A 17,513-nucleotide genomic window follows, 5' to 3' on the forward strand; every position below is an offset into this window, starting at 1 on the left:
TGGGGGCCATTGGTGACCGACGACAACGCGGCGAGGTGCGTGCCCCGGCGTCGCGCACCCGGCGGGAATTGTCAGACACGCCTTAGGACCAGGACGCCACGAAGTACCCGACCCCGTACGGCGCGTCCTGGTAGCCCAGCCGTCCGGTGAGGCCGGCGCCCTCCGCGGCGCCGGCCAGCACCTGCCAGGGCGCCCGGCCGTCGGCCTTGAGCTCGGCGGCCAGGCCCGGGTCCAGCGCGGCCAGGGCGGGCAGGTCGGCCGTGCCCAGGGCGGCGGCCAGGGCGGTGTCGTAGCCCTCGGCCCGCTCGTCCAGGTAGCCGGGCGCCTTCACCGTGCGGCAGGCGCTGCCGTCGCCGAGCACCAGCAGGGCGACCCGGTCGGCCAGACCGGCCAGGCCCTGGCCGAGGCCGAGCATCCGGTCGGCGGGGGCGTCGGCGGGCACCGCGCAGGCGTGCGTCGGCAGGGTCACCCCGGCGCGCTCCAGCAGCCAGGCGCCGACGGTCAGCGAGGGGGCCAGCTCCGGCCCCTCGACCCGGCCGCCGGGCAGCTTGGCGACCAGCGGCACCCCGTAGCGGTGGAACGAGCCGGCCCCGCCCTCGGTCCACACCTCGGCCGCCGGCCCGGTGCCGACCGCCACGACCAGCTGCGGCCCGGCCGCGACCAGCGCCGCCAGCGCCTCGTCGCAGGCCGCGCGCAGGCCGTCCAGCTCGGGCGCGGCCCCGGCGGCGACCTCGGGGACGAGCAGCGGCGGACAGGGGCACACGGCGGCGGCTACCAGCATGTGGATCACTCTAGCCGGGAAGCCGAACGGCCCGGCGGGAGCTGGGCAGCTCCGGCCGGGCCGTTCGGACCGTGGCGTCAGTCCCCGCAGCAGGCCCCGCCCGCCGGCGCGGCCAGCGGCAGCTCCGCCGGGGCGCCGATCTTCGGCAGGCCGAGCATCACGCCGGCCGGCTTGGCGGCGGCCGCGGCCTGGCGCTTCTCCCAGGCGTCGCCGGCCCGGGTGCGGCGCACCGCGAGCGCCGGGCCCTCGGCGAGCAGGTGGTGCGGGGCGGCGTAGGTGATCTCGACGGTCACCATGTCGCCCGGCCGCACCGGCTCCTCCGGCTTGCTGAAGTGCACCAGCCGGTTGTCGGGCGCGCGCCCGGAGAGCCGCTGGGTCCGGTCGTCCTTCTTGCCCTCGCCCTCGGCGACCAGGATCTCCAGGGTCCGGCCGACCTGCTTCTTGTTCTCCTCCCAGGAGATCTCCTCCTGGAGGGCGATCAGCCGGTCGTAGCGGGCCTGCACGACCGCCTTCGGCACCTGGTCCGCCATCTCCGCGGCGGGGGTGCCGGGGCGCTTGGAGTACTGGAAGGTGAAGGCGTTGGTGAAGCGGGCCTCGCGGACGACGTGCATCGTCTCCTCGAAGTCCTCCTCGGTCTCGCCGGGGAAGCCGACGATGATGTCGGTGGAGATGGCCGCGTCCGGCATCGCCTCGCGGACCTTGCGGATGATCCCGAGGAAACGCTCCTGCCGGTAGGAGCGGCGCATCGCCTTGAGCACGCGGTCCGAGCCGGACTGCAGCGGCATGTGCAGCTGGTGCATCACGCTCGGGGTCTCGGCCATCGCGGCGATCACGTCGTCGGTGAAGTCCCGCGGGTGCGGCGAGGTGAAGCGGATCCGCTCCAGGCCCTCGACCTGGCCGGCCGCGCGCAGCAGCTTGGAGAAGGCCTCGCGGTCGCCCAGGTCGGAGCCGTAGGCGTTGACGTTCTGGCCGAGCAGGGTCACCTCGATGACGCCCTCGTCCACCAGCGCCTCGATCTCGGCGAGGACGTCGCCGGGGCGGCGGTCCTCCTCCTTGCCGCGCAGCGCGGGGACGATGCAGAAGGTGCAGGTGTTGTTGCAGCCGACCGAGATGGCGACCCAGGCGGCGTAGGCGGACTCGCGGCGGGTCGGCAGGGTGGAGGGGAAGGTCTCCAGCGACTCCAGGATCTCGACCTGGGCCTCGCGCTCGACCGCGGCCCGCTCCAGCAGCGCCGGCAGGTGGCCGATGTTGTGGGTGCCGAAGACCACGTCGACCCAGGGGGCGCGCTTGACGATGGTCTCCCGGTCCTTCTGGGCCAGGCAGCCGCCGACGGCGATCTGCATGCCCTTGTGGCGGGTCTTGACCGGCGCGAGCTGGCCGAGGTTGCCGTACAGCTTGTTGTCGGCGTTCTCGCGCACCGCACAGGTGTTGAACACCACCAGGTCCGGGTCGCCCTCGGGCCCGGCCTTGACGTACCCCGCGTCCTCCAGCAGGCCGGACAGCCGCTCGGAGTCGTGGACGTTCATCTGACAGCCGTGCGTGACGACCTTGTAGCTCTTCAATCCGCTCTCACCGCTCACCAGACCAGGGTACGGGCAGCGGCGAAGCGCTTTTCCCGGGCTTCCACCCCCCGTTCCACTCCCGTTCGGCCGGAGCGCCTGGCAGTATCCCTGCCATGGCCCCCACCACCCCGTCCCGTCTCGGCGCCGCCGTCCGTACCGCGGCCCGCAGCCCGTTGTGGCGGACGGTGCTGGTGGTGGTACTGCTGGTGGCCGGTTTCGGCGGCTGGTGGCTGTCGGCGGGCCGCTCGCCCGGGTACCCGCGCGGCGAGGTCCGCTTCGCCACCGGGGTGCCGCGCGGCGTCTACGACCGGTACGGGCAGCTGCTCCAGGGCCACGTCTCCCGGGCGATGCCGGGCGTGCGGCTGGTCCTGGACAACTCCGAGGGCTCGATCGACAACCTCGCCCGGGTGATCGACGGCCGGGACACCTTCGCGATAGCGACCGCCGACGCGGTCGCCGACCACCACGGCGCCGGCAAGGAGAAGCTGCGGGCGATCGCCCGGCTGTACGACGACTACCTGCAACTGGTCGTCCCGGCCGCCTCACCGGTGCGCCGCACCGCCGACCTCAAGGGCCTGAAGGTCGGCGTCGGGCTCCCGCAGTCCGGTGTGAACCTGGTGACCAAGCGGCTGCTGTCCGCCGCCGGGCTGGACCCGGACCACGACATCGTCCCGGTGCCGAAGGGGATCGGCGAGGCCGCCGACGACCTGCGGGCGGGCAGGCTGGACGCGTTCTTCTGGTCCGGCGGCCTGCCCACCAGCGCGCTCACCGACCTCTCCGAGCACGTCCGGATCCGGATCGTGCCGCTGAGCGACCTCTCCGAGGCCCTGCACCTGGCCGAGGGCGGCGGCACCGACGCCTACCGGGCGGCCACCATGCCCAAGGGCACCTATCCGAACGCCGAGCCCAAGGACGCCGTCGCCACGGTGGCCGTGCCCAACCTGCTGATCACCCGGGACGACGCGGATCCGCGCCTGGTCGAGGGCATGACCCGCGCGGTGATCGACAGCCGGGACCAGATCGGCGCCCAGGTGCACGCCGCCCAGCTGGTCGACCTGCGCACCGCCGTCTACACCGACCCGCTCCCGCTGCACACCGGCGCGGCGCGCTACTACCGCTCGGTGAAGCCGTAGGGCCGGTCCCTGAACCCGCGGCCGCGGGCCGGCGCCGGGGCGCACACGTACCGGCGGCTACTTCTCCGGCCGCGGCACCGCCAGCGTCACCGCGAGCCCGGTCGGCTTGACCGGCGCGAAGCCGAGCGAGCCGCCGCCGGCCGCCAGCAGGGTGCGGGCGATGGACAGCCCCAGCCCCGAACCGTCCACGTTCTGGTGCCGCGGGCTGCGCCAGAACCGGTCCCCGGCCCGGGACAGCTCGTCCTCGGTGAGACCGGGCCCGGCGTCCGTGACGGTCACCGCGACCTCGTCCCGGCACACCGCGACCCGCAGCCGCACCTCGCTGCCGGACGGGCCGAACTTGAGCGCGTTGTCCAGCACGGCGTCCAGGGCCGAGCCGAAGCCGATCGGGTCGGCCATGCCGATCGCCAGTGCCGGGCCGTCCCAGCGCAGCGTGATGCCGCGCTGCTCGGCCACCGGCCGCCAGGCGTCCACCCGGGCCAGGGTGAGCTCGGCGAGGTCGGTGCGCTCGGGTTCGGGGCGGGCGTGCTCGGCGGTGGCCAGCCCGAGCAGGTCGTCCAGCACCCGGGCCAGCCGGACGCCCTCCTCCCGGACGCCGCTGAGCTCCTCCTCGTGGCCCTCGGGCAGTTCCAGGCCGAGCACCTCGACCCGCAGCAGCAGCGCCGACAGCGGGTTGCGCAGCTGGTGCGAGGCGTCCGCGACGAAGGCCTTCTGCTGGTCCATGGCGAGCACCACGTGGTCCGCCATCTCGTTGAACGAGCGGGCCAGCCGCTGGAGTTCTGGCGGCCCGCCGCCGGGGGCGACCCGGGCGGCCATCCGGCCGGTGGCGATGTCGTGGGTGGCCCGGTCCAGGGTGCGCACCGGGCGCAGCACCCACTCGGTGAGGCGGACGGCGAGCAGCACGGCGACGATCATCGCGGCGGCCTCGCCCGCGCCGATCACCAGCCACTTGCGCAGCATCCGGGCGCGCAGCGCCTCGGTCGGGGACTCGCTCAGCACCACCGCGACCACGTCGCCGTCGCGCACCACGGGGGCGGCGACGGTGATCGTCCGGTCCGGCGTCCACGGCCAGACCTGCGGCGGGTTGTGGCTGCGCCGGCCGTCCAGCGCCTCCTGGAAGGCCTGGGCGCCCCACCCGCCGGACGGCACCCGCCAGTCGTCCGGGGCGGCGGCGATCGCCTGGCCGTCGCGCTGGAAGATGCCCAGGCGCACGCCGTACAGGTCGTGGTAGCGGCGGACCTCGGCGTCGATCGCGCGCTGCCGGCTGAGGTCGCCCGGGGCTGGTTCCGGGTCGCCCTTGCGGGCGGAGTCGGCGGCGCCGGAGGTGGGCAGGTCCTGGGCGAGTCGGGCGGCGTCGTCGAGCCGGTCGACGACCACCTTGGTCTGCTCGGCCGCCGCGACCGCCGCCGCGAGCGGCAGCCCCAGGGCTGCCAGAACGCAGAGCATGAGGGCGATCAGGATGCCGAGCAGGCGGGTGCGCACGTGCGGTCAGTGCTCCGCGGGGGCGGGCGAGGCGGCGGCGGGCGAGGCGGCGGCGGGCGAGGCGGCGGCGGACGGGGCCGGTTCGGTCGCGGCGGGGGCCGGACGGTCGGGGATCAGCCGGTAGCCGACCCCGCGCACGGCCTCGACCAGGCCGGGCAGCGCCAGCTTGTTGCGCAGCGACCCGATGTGCACCTCCAGGGTGCGCCCGTTGCCCTCCCAGCCGCTGCGCCAGACCTCGCTGAAGATCTGCTCGCGCCGGTAGACCACGCCCGGGCTCTGGGCGAGCAGCGCGAGCAGGTCGAACTCCTTGCGGGTGAGCGGCACGTCGCGGCCGTCCACGCTGACCCGGCGGCGCTCCCGGTCGATCCGGATGCCGCGGGACTCCAGCGGGCCGCGCTGCTGCGGCACGGTGTCGGGCGCGGGCACCGCCACCGCGGAGGGGGCGGCGCCGCGGCGGGCCACGGCGTGGATGCGGGCGAGCAGCTCGCCCATGTCGTACGGCTTGGTGACGTAGTCGTCGGCACCCAGGTTGAGGCCGTGGATCCGGGAGCGGACGTCGGCGCGGGCGGTGACCATGATCACCGGAACGCCGCTGCCGGCCCTGATCCGGCTGCACACCTCGAAGCCGTCGCGGTCGGGCAGCCCGAGGTCGAGCAGCACCACGCGGTAGGGCTCGTTGCCGTCCGGCACCAGGGCGTCCAGCGCCTCGTGCCCGCTGCGGGCGTGCCGGACCTGGAAGCCGTGCCGACCCAGCACCGCGACCAGCGCGGCGGCCACGCGTTCGTCGTCCTCGACGAGTAGCAGTCGCATCCTGTTCTCCTCCTTCCCCCACCTGATCACCGGTGATCACCGGGCCGATCGGTCAGGTCCCGGTCCTGCGCAGTATGAGCCAGGGAGCGGCCCGGCGCCAGGCTCGACCGCGCTCCGGGCTCCTGGGGGACGGGGAGCACCGGCGCGGATCCCCGCTGTGACATGCCCCGTCGGCGCCCGCGCGAACAGCACGTAGGCACCGTGTGGCCGTTTCGTGATCCTCAAGTTCCGCTCAGATCGGCTGACGGCACGCGGTCGCGGCTCCTATGGTCGGCCCACCGGGGGCTGCGGCTCCGCCGGCCGCGGCTCCCGGATTCGTACCACCATTGCCTCCCAAGGGAGTTGAGACTTCTCGGGCAGGCTTGATTCGACGACAGAGGGAGCAGGCGCGATGACCGAGAGCCCTGTCGAGGACTCCACCCCCGCAGCCGCCCCACTGGTCGTGCTGAGCAACGTCAACAAGCACTACGGCGCGCTGCACGTCCTGCAGGACATCGACCTCCGGATCGCCCAGGGCGAGGTGGTCGTGCTGATCGGCCCGTCCGGGTCGGGCAAGTCGACGCTCTGCCGGACGATCAACCGGCTGGAGACGATCGACTCCGGCACGATCACCATCGACGGCCGGCCGCTGCCCGACGAGGGCAAGGAACTGGCCCGGCTGCGCGCCGAGGTCGGCATGGTGTTCCAGAGCTTCAACCTGTTCGCGCACAAGACCGTGCTGGAGAACGTGGTCATCGGCCAGGTGAAGGTGCGCAAGGTGCCCCGCCCGCAGGCCGAGAAGACCGCCCGGGAGCTGCTGGAGCGGGTCGGCGTCGGCGCGCAGGCGGACAAGTTCCCGGCCCAGCTCTCCGGCGGCCAGCAGCAGCGCGTGGCGATCGCCCGGGCGCTGGCGATGAAGCCCAAGGTGATGCTCTTCGACGAGCCCACCTCGGCGCTGGACCCGGAGATGGTCAACGAGGTGCTGGAGGTCATGCGCCAGCTGGCCGCGGACGGCATGACGATGGTCGTGGTCACCCACGAGATGGGCTTCGCCCGCTCCGCCGCCAACCGGGTGCTGTTCATGGCCGACGGGAAGATCGTCGAGCAGAACACCCCGGACGCCTTCTTCACGGCGCCGCGCTCCGACCGCGCCAAGGACTTCCTCTCGAAGATCCTCCACCACTGACGCTTCGAGACCAGCGGGGCCGCCGCCGGCAACGGTGCCGGCCGGCCCTGTCCGTGCACGCCTTCCAGACTCCAGAGCCCGGTTGACACCGCGGCCCACCCCCAGGAGGACCCTCATGAGGACGTCCCGCACCCTCGCCGTCGCGCTCTGTGCCGTCGCGCTCACCGCCACCGCCGCCTGTGGCAAGGACGGCACCCCCGGCGCCACCGCCGCGAGCAGCGGCGGCAACGCCCCGGCGCTGCCGACCTACACGGTCAAGACCGACGTCAAGGTCGACTCCCCGGTCCTCGCCGAGGCCAAGAAGCGCGGCCAGCTGATCATCGGCGCCAAGGCCGACCAGCCGAACCTCGGCTGGGAGGACGTCGCCAGCGGCGACCGCAGCGGCTTCGACATCGAGATCGCCAAGATGATCGCCGCCGACCTCGGCTTCACCCCGCAGCAGATCAAGTGGCAGACCCTGGTCTCCTCGCAGCGCGAGCCGGCCATCGCCAAGGGCCAGATCGACTTCTACGTCGGCACCTACAGCATCAACGACGAGCGCAAGAAGTCCGTCTCCTTCGCCGGCCCGTACTACATCGCCGGCCAGGACCTCCTGGTGAAGGCCGACAACAGCTCGATCACCGGCGCGGAGAGCACCGGCGGCAAGAACGTCTGCACCGCCACCGGCTCGACCTCGATCAAGAACATCCAGCCGTACAACGCGAAGATCACCCAGTTCGACACCTACTCGGCCTGCGTCGAGAAGCTGATGTCGGGCGAGGTCGACGCGGTCACCACCGACGACGCGATCCTCAAGGGCTACGCCTCCAAGTACGCCCCCAAGCTCAAGGTGGTCGGCAAGCCGTTCACCAAGGAGAACTACGGCGTCGGCCTCAACAAGGACGACAAGGCGCTGCGCGACGCGATCAGCGACGCCCTCAAGGCCCACGAGGACAACGGCGACTGGAAGAAGGCCTACGACGCGACCCTGGGCGCCTCCGGCTCCCCGGCCCCGGACGTCCCGGCCCTCGAGCGCTACTGATCCGCCCGCCGTACGTCGGTTTCCCGACCATGAACTGAGAGGAGGGCCGCCGGATGGGGTTCCTGTTCGAGGAAGACAACTTCGCGTTGTTCCGCGACGGCTTCCTACAGACGATCGAGGTGAGCGCGCTCAGCGCTCTGCTCGCCCTGCTGCTGGGCACCCTGCTGGCGGCCTTCCGGGTCTCCCCGGTGCCGGTCCTGCGCGCCTTCGGCACCACCTGGGTGACGCTCTTCCGCAACACCCCGCTGACCCTGCTGTTCTTCGCCGTCACCTTCGGCCTGCCGCCGCTGGGCGTGCACTTCAGCCACCTGGTGTTCGCGGTGCTGGCGCTCGGCGGGTACACCGCCTCGTTCGTCTGCGAGGTGATCCGCTCCGGCATCAACACCGTGCCGCTCGGCCAGGCGGAGGCCGCCCGCAGCCTCGGCATGACGTTCGGCCAGACCCTCACCCTGGTCGTCCTGCCGCAGGCCGGCCGGACCGTCCTGGGCCCGATGAGCAGCGTGTTCATCGCCCTGCCCAGGAACTCGGCGATCGCCGGCGCGTTCAGCGTCTCCGAGCTGTACAGCGCCCAGCAGACCTTCTCCGAGCGCGGATACTCGATCTTCGCCATCTTCTTCTGGGTGGCCTGCGCCTACCTGCTGATCAGCGCGGCGGTCGCCGCGTTCTTCCGCTTCCTGGAATCCCGACTGGCGGTGGCCCGATGAGCATTTTCCAGCGCCAGGCGTCCGCGAGCGTCCTCTACGACACCCCCGGCCCGAAGGCCCGCACCCGGTACCGCGCGTTCGGCGTCCTCTCCCTGATCGGCGTCGCCGGTCTCGTCTGGTACGGGATCAGCGCGCTCGCCGACAACGGCCAGTTCGACGCCGGCCTCTGGGACCCCTTCCAGTACACCTTCGTCCAGCAGCAGCTCCTGGACGGCCTGGTCTCCACCCTGGAGGCCTTCGGGCTGGCCGCGCTGTTCTCGCTCGCCCTGGGCTCGCTGCTGGCGGCCGGCCAGCTCTCCGACCACCGGCCGGTCCGCTGGGCCTGCACGGCCTTCACCCAGTTCTTCCGGGCGATGCCGCTGCTGATCCTGATCGTCGGGCTCTACTACGCGTTCTTCGCCCAGCAGCCGATGTGGGCGCTGGTGCTCGGCCTCACCCTCTACAACGGGGCGGTCCAGGCCGAGATCATCCGCAGCGGCGTCAACGCCGTCCCGCGCGGCCAGGGCGAGGCGGCCTACGGGCTCGGCATGCGCAAGACCCAGGTGATGATGTCGATCCTGGTGCCGCAGGCCGTCCGCTCGATGCTGCCCTCGATGATCGGCCAGCTGGTCGTCACCCTCAAGGACACCTCGCTCGGCTTCATCATCACCTACCACGAGCTGCTGTTCGTCGGAAAGAAGATCGCCAGCCAGCCGCTCAACGCCGCGGGCTTCCCCTACATCCCCGTGGTGCTGGTGATCGGCCCGATCTACATCGCGATGTGCCTCTTGTTGACCGCGCTCGCACGCTGGATCGAAGCACGTGGCCGTCGCGGCGCGAACCGGCGCACTTCAGCTTCTGCTTGACGGACACGCAGGCGAACTGTTGCATTGCTCTTCGTGACACCTCCCGGGAGAATCCACGCGGCATATGCGGCAGCGGTAACTGACGCCGGCCGATCGGCCGGTTCGTGCCCGGAGGTTCCCTCATGGACCCGGTGATCGTGGTCGGGGCCGGACCGGTCGGTCTGGCCCTGGCCCTCGCCCTCGCCCGGCACGAGGTGCCCACCATCGTCCTGGACGAGGGCTCCGGGCTCTGCCCCGAGGGCCCGCGCAGCCTGGTGCTCGGCGCCGACACCGCCGCCTTCCTGACCCGGATCGGCTACCCGCGGGCCGTCTCGGACTCCGCGCTGTGGGACTCCTTCGCCATCTGGCGCCGCCGCCAGGAGGTGCTGCGGATCGACCTCACCGACTCCCCCACCTTCCACCTGCCCCAGCACCGCCTCCAGCGCGGGCTGCGGGACGCCCTGACCGGCACCCCGCTGATCAGGCTCGTCCCGCTCAGCCGGGTCGCCGAGCTGGAGCAGGACCGGGACGGCGTCAGCGTCCGCACCATGGGCACCCAGGACGGCTCCACCACCTGGTGGCGCGGCAGCCACCTGGTCGGCTGCGACGGCGCCAGATCCATCGTCCGCAGGCTCCTGAAGATCCGTTTCCCCGGCCGCCCGGCGGTCGACCGCAACGCCATCGCCACCGTCCGGGTCGACCTGCCCTTCGACGGCGCCCGGCTGCACCGCGAGCCGCCGTGGCGGGGGGACCGCGAGGCCTCCGCCCGTCCGCTGCCGGACGGCGTCTGGCGGCTCGACTGGCGGCTGCCCCCCGGCCGGCCCGCCGCCACCGAGACGGTCGACCCGCACGCCACCTGGCCCGGCATCGTCACCGGCGACACCCTCCTCACCCGGGTCACCTCCACCCTCACCGGCTGGTGCGGCGAGCTGCCCCGCTTCGAACTGCTGGCCGCCGCCGACCACACCGCCCAGCAACGGCTCGCCGCCCGCTTCCGGGTCGGCCGCTGCTTCCTGGCCGGCGACGCCGCCCACCTGCACGGCGCGCTCGGCATGCAGAACCTCACGGACGGGCTGCGCGACGCCGACAACCTCGCCTGGCGGCTGGCCCTCGCCTGGCACCTCCACTCCGGCGGGCCGCAGCCCGGCGGCTCGCTGCTGGACGGCTACGAGGCCGAACGGCGCGGGGCGGTCGGCGCCCGGCTGCGCGCGGTCGACCAGTCCATGCCGCTGCTGCGCCCGCTGCGCGGCTGGCAGCAGACCCGGCGCTCGCTGCTGGTCGGCGGCTTCCGCAAGCACGCCCCGCTGCTCGCCGACGGCCAGCTCGGCACCGGCCGCTTCGGCGGCGCCCCCGCCTACCCGGCGGCGCCCTCCGGCGTGCCCGGCCGGGTCCCGGTGCAGCGCGGCGCGCGCGGCACCACCTCGCTCAGCGAACTGCTGCCCGCCACCGCCCCCGGCGTGCTCGTCCCCGACCTGCCGGTGCTCGCCGACGACGGCACCCCCGACCACCTGCACGCCCGGCTCGGCACCACGTTCCTGCTGCTGCTGGTCGCTCCCGGCACCGCCGTCTGGTCCTCCGAGCACTGGCTCGGCGCCGGGCTGATGCCCCGCCTCGCCGAGGTCGCCGCCGCACTGCCCGTCCCCGCCGAGGTGCTGGTCACCGAGGACTACCCGGGCGCCGGGCCGCACACCGTCCTGCTGATCCGCCCGGACGGCCACCTGGTCGGCGCCACCCAGGGCGCCGTCGCCGAGGACCTGCTCGCCCTCGCCGACCACGCCCGCGGCGGCCCGGCCACGCTCACCCCGGCTCCCGACCCGGCCGAGCGGCCCGCACCCCAGCAGGTGGACACCCCGAGCCAGGGCGTCTCCTAGCCGGATGCCCTGACCAGCCGCGCGCCCTACCCGGCCACCGCCGTGGCCCGGCTCTCGCGGACCACCGTCACCCGGATCCGGCCCGGGTAGGTCAGCTCGGTGGAGACCTGGCGGGCCACCTCACGGGCGATCAGCTCCGCGCCGAGGTCGTCCACCGCGTCCGGACGGACCATCACCCGGACCTCCCGGCCGGCCTGCATCGCGTACACCTCCGCCACGCCCTCGTGCGAGCGCGCGATCTCCTCCAGCCGCGCCAGCCGCCGGACGTACAGCTCCAGCGACTCCTTGCGCGCGCCCGGCCGGCCACCCGAGCAGCCGTCGGCGGCCTGGGTCAGGACGGCCGTCACGGTGCGGGGCTCCACCTCGTCGTGGTGGGCGGCGATCGCGTGCACCACCTCGGGGGACTCGCCGTACCGCCGGGCGAGCTCCGCGCCGACCGCGGCGTGGCTGCCCTCGGACTCGTGGCTGAGCGCCTTGCCGATGTCGTGCAGCAGCGCCGCGCGCCGCACCGGCTCAGGGTCCACCCCGAGCTCGGCGGCCATCATCCCGGCCAGGTGCGCGGACTCCAGCAGGTGCCCGAGCACGTTCTGCCCGTACGACGCCCGGTAGCGCAACGAGCCCAGGGTGCGGACGAGTTCGGGGTGCATCCCGGCGACCCGGGCCTCCAGCAGCGCGTCCTCACCGGCCCGGACGCAGCGCTGCCCGACCTCCTCGCGGCTGCGCTCGTACAGCTGCTCGATCCGGGTCGGGTGGATCCGGCCGTCCTCGACCAACTGCTCCAGGGTGAGCCGGGCGGTCTCCCGGCGGACCGGGTCGAAGCAGGACAGCTGCACCGACCCGGGGGTGTCGTCGACGATCAGGTTCACACCGGTGACCGCCTCGAAGGCGCGGATGTTGCGGCCCTCGCGGCCGATGATCCGTCCCTTCATGTCCTCGTTCGGCAGCCGCAGGACGGTGACGGCGCTCTCCGCGGTCTGCTCCGTCGCCAGCCGCTGGATCGCCCCGGCGACGATGTCCCGGGCCCGGCGCTCGCTCTCCTCCCTGGCCTCGCGCTCGATCTCCCGGACGGTGACCGCGGCCTCCCGCCGGGCCGACTCCTCGGCCTCCCGCAGGAGTTCGGCGCGCGCCTGCTCGGCGGAGAGCCCCGCGGCCCGCTCCAGCGCCGTCAGCCGACGGGCGACCAGCGCCTCGGCCTCGCTCCGGGATTGCTCCAACTCGGCCGAGTGCTCGGCCAGTTCGTCCTCCCGGCGGCGTAGCCTGCGCAGCCCCTCGGCCAAGTCCTCCTCGCGGCGGGCCAGTTCGGCCCGCTGCCGGGCGGCCTGCTCCTCGGCCAGCGCGCCGCGCCGGGCCGCCCGGAGCCGTCCGATGACCAGCCCGGCGACCGCCAGGAGCAGCAGCAGGAGTAACGCGGCCGATCCGGCGACCAGCGAGCCGCTCAAGCCGGTACCCGCCGAGATCCCCATTGCCGCCACTCCCCCGTCGCCGCGCGGGCCGCGTCCGCAGGCGTCCCGGGCACTGAAGGCGAGGCTAGGTGGAGGTCACGAAACGGTCAAGAGTTGACCTGGTTCACCCCAAAACGCCTACAGAACGGCCACTACTCCCGACCCGACGGTTCACTCCGCTCCTCCTCCAGCGCGCTGCGCACCACCCGGAACGCCAGCCCCTCGGAGTAGCCGCGCCGGGCCAGCATCCCGACCAGCCGCCGGGTGCGCACCTGGGTGTCCAGCCCCCGGGTGGACCTCAGCTTGCGCTCGACCAGCGCCCGGGCCGCGTCCGTCTCGTCGTCGTGGTCGAGTTGGGCGACGGCCTGCTCGACCAGGTCGGCGGCGACGCCCTTGGTGCGCAGTTCCTGGGCCAGCGCCCGCCGGGACAGGCCCCGGACGGCGTGCCGGGACTCCACCCAGGCGGCGGCGAAGGCCGCGTCGTCGATCAGCCCGACCTCTTCGAGCCGGGTGAGCACCTCGTCGGCGACCTCGTCCGGGATCTCCCGCTTGCGCAGGGCGTCGGCGAGCTGCTTGCGGGTCTTGGCGGCACCGGTCAGCAGCCGCAGGCAGATGTCCCGGGCGCGGCTCTCCGGATCGGCCGACTCCTCGGCCTGCCTCCGGGAGGTACGGGCGGAGCCCTCCTCCCCGGACGGCCCGGCGGAACGGCCCCGACGCGTGCCGCGACGGGAGTCCGAGGCGGCCGCACCTCCGTGACCGGCCGGCCCTTCCCCGGTTCGGCCGCTCTCCACCTCCGCCGGTGTCGAAGCGGGCCCGGCCGTCTCGAAGTCCTCGGCCGCCACGGCCGAGCGGCGCCGACGACGGCCGGTGGGCAGTTCTGAGGCCGAGACCAGACCGAGTTCCTCGATCGAGGTCTCCGCCGGCTCCGGCCCGGGCGCCGCGCCGCGCACCGCCCGGGCCGGAGCCAGGTCGAACTCCGGCTCGGGGCCGGATGCCCACTGCGTGGTGGACCGGCGGCCGCGCCGGGAGCGCGTCCCCCGGGGCCGCTCGGCCACCGGGTCCGGCTCGGGCTCCTCGGCCACCGCGGCGAACCAGTCCGGCGGCCCGTAGTCGTCGTCCTCCGGGCCCGCCGGGCCGCCGCCCACCGTGTCGTACTGCGTCAACGGCTCAGGCCTTGGCCGCCGTCGTCTTCTTCGCCGCGGCCGTCTTGGTGGCGGTCGCGGTGATCGGCTTGGCGGCGACACCGTCGGCGGCGGCGGCCACGGCCTCGGCGCCGCTCTCGGCCGGCTCCTCCACCTTCGGTCCGATGCCGAGCTTGCCCTTGATCTTCCGCTCGATCTCGTCGGCGAGCTGCGGGTTGTCCCGCAGGAAGTTGCGGGCGTTCTCCTTGCCCTGGCCGAGCTGGTCGCCCTCGTAGGTGTACCAGGCGCCCGACTTGCGGATGAAGCCGTGCTCCACGCCCATGTCGATCAGGCCGCCCTCGCGGCTGATGCCCACGCCGTAGAGGATGTCGAACTCGGCCTGCTTGAACGGCGCGGCGACCTTGTTCTTGACCACCTTGACGCGGGTGCGGTTGCCGACCGCCTCGGTGCCGTCCTTCAGGGTCTCGATCCGACGGATGTCGAGCCGGACCGAGGCGTAGAACTTCAGCGCCCGGCCACCGGTCGTGGTCTCCGGCGAACCGAACATCACGCCGATCTTCTCTCGCAGCTGGTTGATGAAGATCGCGGTGGTGTTCGACTGGTTCAGCGCACCGGCGATCTTGCGCAGCGCCTGGCTCATCAGTCGGGCCTGCAGACCGACGTGCGAGTCGCCCATCTCGCCCTCGATCTCGGCGCGCGGGACGAGCGCCGCGACCGAGTCGATGATCACCAGGTCGATCGCGCCGGAGCGGATCAGCATGTCGGTGATCTCCAGCGCCTGCTCGCCGGTGTCCGGCTGGCTGACCAGCAGGGCGTCGGTGTCCACGCCGAGCTTCTTGGCGTACTCCGGGTCGAGCGCGTGCTCGGCGTCGACGAACGCGACCGTGCCGCCGGCCTTCTGGGCGTTGGCGGCCAGGTGCAGGGTCAGGGTGGTCTTACCGGAGGACTCGGGGCCGTAGATCTCGACCACCCGGCCGCGCGGGATGCCACCGACTCCGAGGGCGACGTCCAGGGCGGTGGACCCGGTGGAGATCACCTCGACCGGCTCGTTGGCCTTCTCGCCGAGGCGCATCACCGAGCCCTTGCCGAACTGCCGCTCGATCTGGGCGAGAGCGGTCTCTAGTGCCTTCTCGCGGTCCGTACCTGCCATGGCTTTTTCCCTCGGGTTCTGTGCTGTGCGCTTCATCGTCCTCGACGCTAGCGCGTCCCACTGACAAACGAGCCCGACCGGGCTCAGCCTGTGGAAAACTCTTGGCCGGAGAGTACAAAGAACATCTGTTCGATTCAAGCGTCGCACGTCCGCACGGTGCGGCCCCCGGGAAACACCCGGGAGCGGCACCCCGGGTCACTTCCCGCGCCCTCCCCCGTCCCCGCCGACCATCCGGCGCAGCCGCCGGGCCGCCTCCCGGCGCAGCTCCCGGCGGGCCCGCCGCTGCTCGCCCCGGTCGATCCGCGGGTCGGTGGCCACCTCGTACCGCCGCACGTACGTCCCCACGAAGCCCTGGAGCGTCGCCGCCGCCGGGATCGCGATCACCGCGCCCACCGCACCGAGCAGCGCCGCGCCCGCGATCACCGAGCCGAAGGCCAGCGCCGGGTGCACGTCCACCGTCCGCGCGGTGATCCGCGGTTGCAGCAGGTAGTTCTCGATCTGCTGGTACACCACCACGAAGCCCAGCACCCAGAGCGCGTCCACCGGCTGCACCGTCAGCGCCACCAGCACCGGCAGCGCCCCGGCCAGGTAGGTCCCGAGGGTCGGCACGAACTGCGACATGACGCCCACCCAGACCGCCAGCGCCGCCGCGTACGGCAGGCCCAGCAGCTCGAACATCACCCAGTGCCCGACGGACGACACCACCGCGAGCAGCGCCCGGGAGTAGAGGTACCCGCCGGTCTTGGCGAGCGCGATCTCCCAGGCCCGCAGCACCTCGCCCTGCTTGGCGGGCGGCAGCATCGAACAGACCGTCCGGCGCACCCGCGGACCCTCGGCGGTGAAGTAGAAGGTGAACAGCCCGACCGTGAAGGCCTTGAAGAGCCCGCCGATCAGGGTCGATGAGACGCCCCAGGCATTGTCGGCGGCCGTCTGGACGTAGTTCTCGATGGTGCCGGAATCCTTGAGCAACCGATTCTGCAACTCGCCCAGCGAGAGGTCCTGGTGGAAGGTCCGGTTGATCCAGCCGATCAGATTGTCGACCAGGTGGGGCAGGTCACCGGCGATCTTCGCCACCTGGTCGACCAGCAGCGTGCCCAGCGCGGCGAGGAAGCCCACCACCGCGACCAGGACCCCCACGAACACCAGGAAGGTCCCGACCCCCCGGCGCACCCCCCGGGCCGCCATCCGGTCCACGGCCGGCTCCAGCGCCAACGACAGGAAGAACGACACCAGCAGCATCACGAACAGGTCGATCAGCTGCCGGAACGCCCAGTCGGCGAGCTGGAAGGCCCCCACCAGCACCAGGAACAGCACCATCGCCCGCGGCAGCCAGCGCGGCATCCCGCCGCCCCACAGCCCCCCGCCCGCCGGCGCGCCGTCGGCATCCCGCTCGTCCGAATTCTTCTGTTCCGCGCTACTTGTCACCCGAACAGTCTGTCCCATGCCCCCGGAAGGCGGCACTCAGCGCAGCACCCCGGAGACCCCCTGGGTCTCACAGACCACGCGCCAGACGTCCTTGGCCTCCCAGCCCGACTCCAGCGCCTGCCGCACCGTCCGCCCGCCCAACTCGCTCATCACGTGATCGGTCGCGAACGACTCCGCGTACGACTCCCCGAAGTGCGCGTACATCCGTCGCCAGAACTCCGTCAGCCTCATGCCCCAAGTATCCCGGACCGGGCCCGCCACTCCCCGGCCGTCACCGCGTACTCGACCTCGCCGTGCTCACTGCCCGCGATCATCTCCGGGTAGTCCTCGTGGAACGTCCGGACGTACGACAACCCGCTCTTCTCCATCACCCGCCGCGAGCCCGCGTTCACCGCCATCGTGTACGCCACCACCCGCTCCACCCCCGCCTCCACGAACCCACGCCGCACCAGCGCCCGCGCCCCCTCCGTCGCATACCCACGCCCCCACGCGGCCCGCCGCAACCGGTACCCGAGCTCCACCTCCCCCCTCTCCCCCTCCCGCGTAGGCCGGAACTCGAACCACCCCAGGAACGCCCCGCCCACCCGCTCCTCCGCCGCCCACCAGCCCAGATCCCCGTACCGCCGGTAGTGCTCCAGGTACAGCGGCACCAACTCCCCCTCGACCCACTCCCGCGCACTCGGCTTCCCCCCGGTCAGGTACCGCATCACCTCCGGATCCCCGTCCAACTCCACGAGCCGCTCCACGTCCCCCACCGTGAAACGCCGCAGCACCAACCGCCCGGTCGCCAGGAACACGCCCCCATCGCTCATCCCACGATCCTCACCCCCACCCCACCACCCCGTCACCCCCATTTCCCCACCCCCCACCACCACCCGGCGGGCCCCCCACCACCACCCCGCGGGCGCTCACACCCGCTCAGGTCCGGTTCCTCGACCGCCCGCCCCGCCCCGTCCCGTCCCGGCAGCCGAACTGCCGGGGCGCGGCCGCCGCGTACGGCT

The 17,513-nt window shown here is 73.1% G+C and carries 16 protein-coding genes; 6 read left to right on the forward strand and 10 right to left on the reverse strand.

The window, feature by feature from the left end:
- Positions 1 to 82: 82 nt before the first annotated feature.
- Both ACZ7RU_RS33595 and miaB read right to left on the reverse strand, forming a co-directional pair.
- Positions 83 to 781 carry a class III extradiol dioxygenase subunit B-like domain-containing protein gene (locus ACZ7RU_RS33595; protein WP_470344767.1) on the reverse strand — a complete coding sequence of 233 codons (699 nt, stop codon included), beginning with the start codon at positions 779 to 781 and terminating at the stop codon, positions 83 to 85.
- A gap of 77 nt (positions 782 to 858) precedes the next feature.
- Entirely contained in the window at positions 859 to 2,361 is a 1,503-nt protein-coding gene (miaB, locus tag ACZ7RU_RS33600) for a tRNA (N6-isopentenyl adenosine(37)-C2)-methylthiotransferase MiaB (RefSeq protein ID WP_470344768.1), read from the reverse strand.
- 95 nt (positions 2,362 to 2,456) lie between these two features.
- On the opposite strand from miaB, the gene ACZ7RU_RS33605 reads away from it, so the two are divergent.
- Positions 2,457 to 3,476: a TAXI family TRAP transporter solute-binding subunit gene (locus ACZ7RU_RS33605; protein ID WP_470344769.1), complete on the forward strand. Its 1,020-nt coding sequence runs from the start codon at positions 2,457 to 2,459 to the stop codon at positions 3,474 to 3,476.
- 57 nt (positions 3,477 to 3,533) lie between these two features.
- Here ACZ7RU_RS33605 and ACZ7RU_RS33610 read toward each other — a convergent pair whose 3' ends face one another.
- Together ACZ7RU_RS33610 and ACZ7RU_RS33615 are read right to left on the reverse strand one after the other, a co-directional pair.
- Entirely contained in the window at positions 3,534 to 4,958 is a 1,425-nt protein-coding gene (locus tag ACZ7RU_RS33610) for a sensor histidine kinase (RefSeq protein ID WP_470344770.1), read from the reverse strand.
- A gap of 6 nt (positions 4,959 to 4,964) precedes the next feature.
- Positions 4,965 to 5,768, reverse strand: a complete 804-nt coding sequence (locus tag ACZ7RU_RS33615) for a response regulator transcription factor (protein WP_470344771.1) — start codon at positions 5,766 to 5,768, stop codon at positions 4,965 to 4,967.
- Between the two features lie 391 nt (positions 5,769 to 6,159).
- On the opposite strand from ACZ7RU_RS33615, the gene ACZ7RU_RS33620 reads away from it, so the two are divergent.
- The 5 genes from ACZ7RU_RS33620 to ACZ7RU_RS33640 all read left to right on the forward strand — a co-directional run bounded on the left by ACZ7RU_RS33620 (position 6,160) and on the right by ACZ7RU_RS33640 (position 11,353).
- Entirely contained in the window at positions 6,160 to 6,933 is a 774-nt protein-coding gene (locus ACZ7RU_RS33620) for an amino acid ABC transporter ATP-binding protein (protein WP_470344772.1), read from the forward strand.
- 115 nt (positions 6,934 to 7,048) lie between these two features.
- Entirely contained in the window at positions 7,049 to 7,954 is a 906-nt protein-coding gene (locus ACZ7RU_RS33625; RefSeq protein ID WP_470344773.1) for a glutamate ABC transporter substrate-binding protein, read from the forward strand.
- Between the two features lie 53 nt (positions 7,955 to 8,007).
- The gene (locus ACZ7RU_RS33630; RefSeq protein ID WP_470344774.1) at positions 8,008 to 8,658 is read left to right on the forward strand and encodes an amino acid ABC transporter permease; all 651 of its coding nucleotides are present in this window, start codon (positions 8,008 to 8,010) and stop codon (positions 8,656 to 8,658) included.
- Entirely contained in the window at positions 8,655 to 9,503 is an 849-nt protein-coding gene (locus ACZ7RU_RS33635; protein WP_470344775.1) for an amino acid ABC transporter permease, read from the forward strand. Before ACZ7RU_RS33630 ends, ACZ7RU_RS33635 begins: the two co-directional genes overlap by 4 nt.
- A 122-nt stretch (positions 9,504 to 9,625) precedes the next feature.
- A complete protein-coding gene (locus ACZ7RU_RS33640) occupies positions 9,626 to 11,353 on the forward strand; it encodes an FAD-dependent monooxygenase (protein WP_470344776.1) in 1,728 nt (575 codons plus the stop codon).
- Positions 11,354 to 11,379: 26 nt separating this feature from the next.
- Here the strand turns inward: ACZ7RU_RS33640 and rny are convergent, their stop codons facing one another.
- The 6 genes from rny to ACZ7RU_RS33670 form a co-directional block, all read right to left on the reverse strand.
- Positions 11,380 to 12,816: a ribonuclease Y gene (gene rny / locus ACZ7RU_RS33645; protein WP_470344777.1), complete on the reverse strand. Its 1,437-nt coding sequence runs from the start codon at positions 12,814 to 12,816 to the stop codon at positions 11,380 to 11,382.
- Positions 12,817 to 12,947: 131 nt separating this feature from the next.
- On the reverse strand, positions 12,948 to 13,958 hold the full coding sequence (gene recX / locus ACZ7RU_RS33650; protein WP_470344778.1) for a recombination regulator RecX: 1,011 nt from the start codon (positions 13,956 to 13,958) through the stop codon (positions 12,948 to 12,950).
- A gap of 4 nt (positions 13,959 to 13,962) precedes the next feature.
- A complete protein-coding gene (gene recA, locus ACZ7RU_RS33655) occupies positions 13,963 to 15,087 on the reverse strand; it encodes a recombinase RecA (protein ID WP_470344779.1) in 1,125 nt (374 codons plus the stop codon).
- A 195-nt stretch (positions 15,088 to 15,282) separates the two neighbouring features.
- The gene (locus tag ACZ7RU_RS33660) at positions 15,283 to 16,512 is read right to left on the reverse strand and encodes an AI-2E family transporter (protein WP_470344780.1); all 1,230 of its coding nucleotides are present in this window, start codon (positions 16,510 to 16,512) and stop codon (positions 15,283 to 15,285) included.
- A 36-nt stretch (positions 16,513 to 16,548) separates the two neighbouring features.
- A complete protein-coding gene (locus ACZ7RU_RS33665; RefSeq protein WP_470344781.1) occupies positions 16,549 to 16,743 on the reverse strand; it encodes a DUF3046 domain-containing protein in 195 nt (64 codons plus the stop codon).
- On the reverse strand, positions 16,740 to 17,324 hold the full coding sequence (locus tag ACZ7RU_RS33670; protein WP_470344782.1) for a GNAT family N-acetyltransferase: 585 nt from the start codon (positions 17,322 to 17,324) through the stop codon (positions 16,740 to 16,742). The genes ACZ7RU_RS33665 and ACZ7RU_RS33670 overlap by 4 nt, the downstream gene beginning before the upstream one ends.
- Positions 17,325 to 17,513 lie beyond the last annotated feature (189 nt).

Source organism: Kitasatospora sp. NPDC114501 (assembly GCF_055633695.1).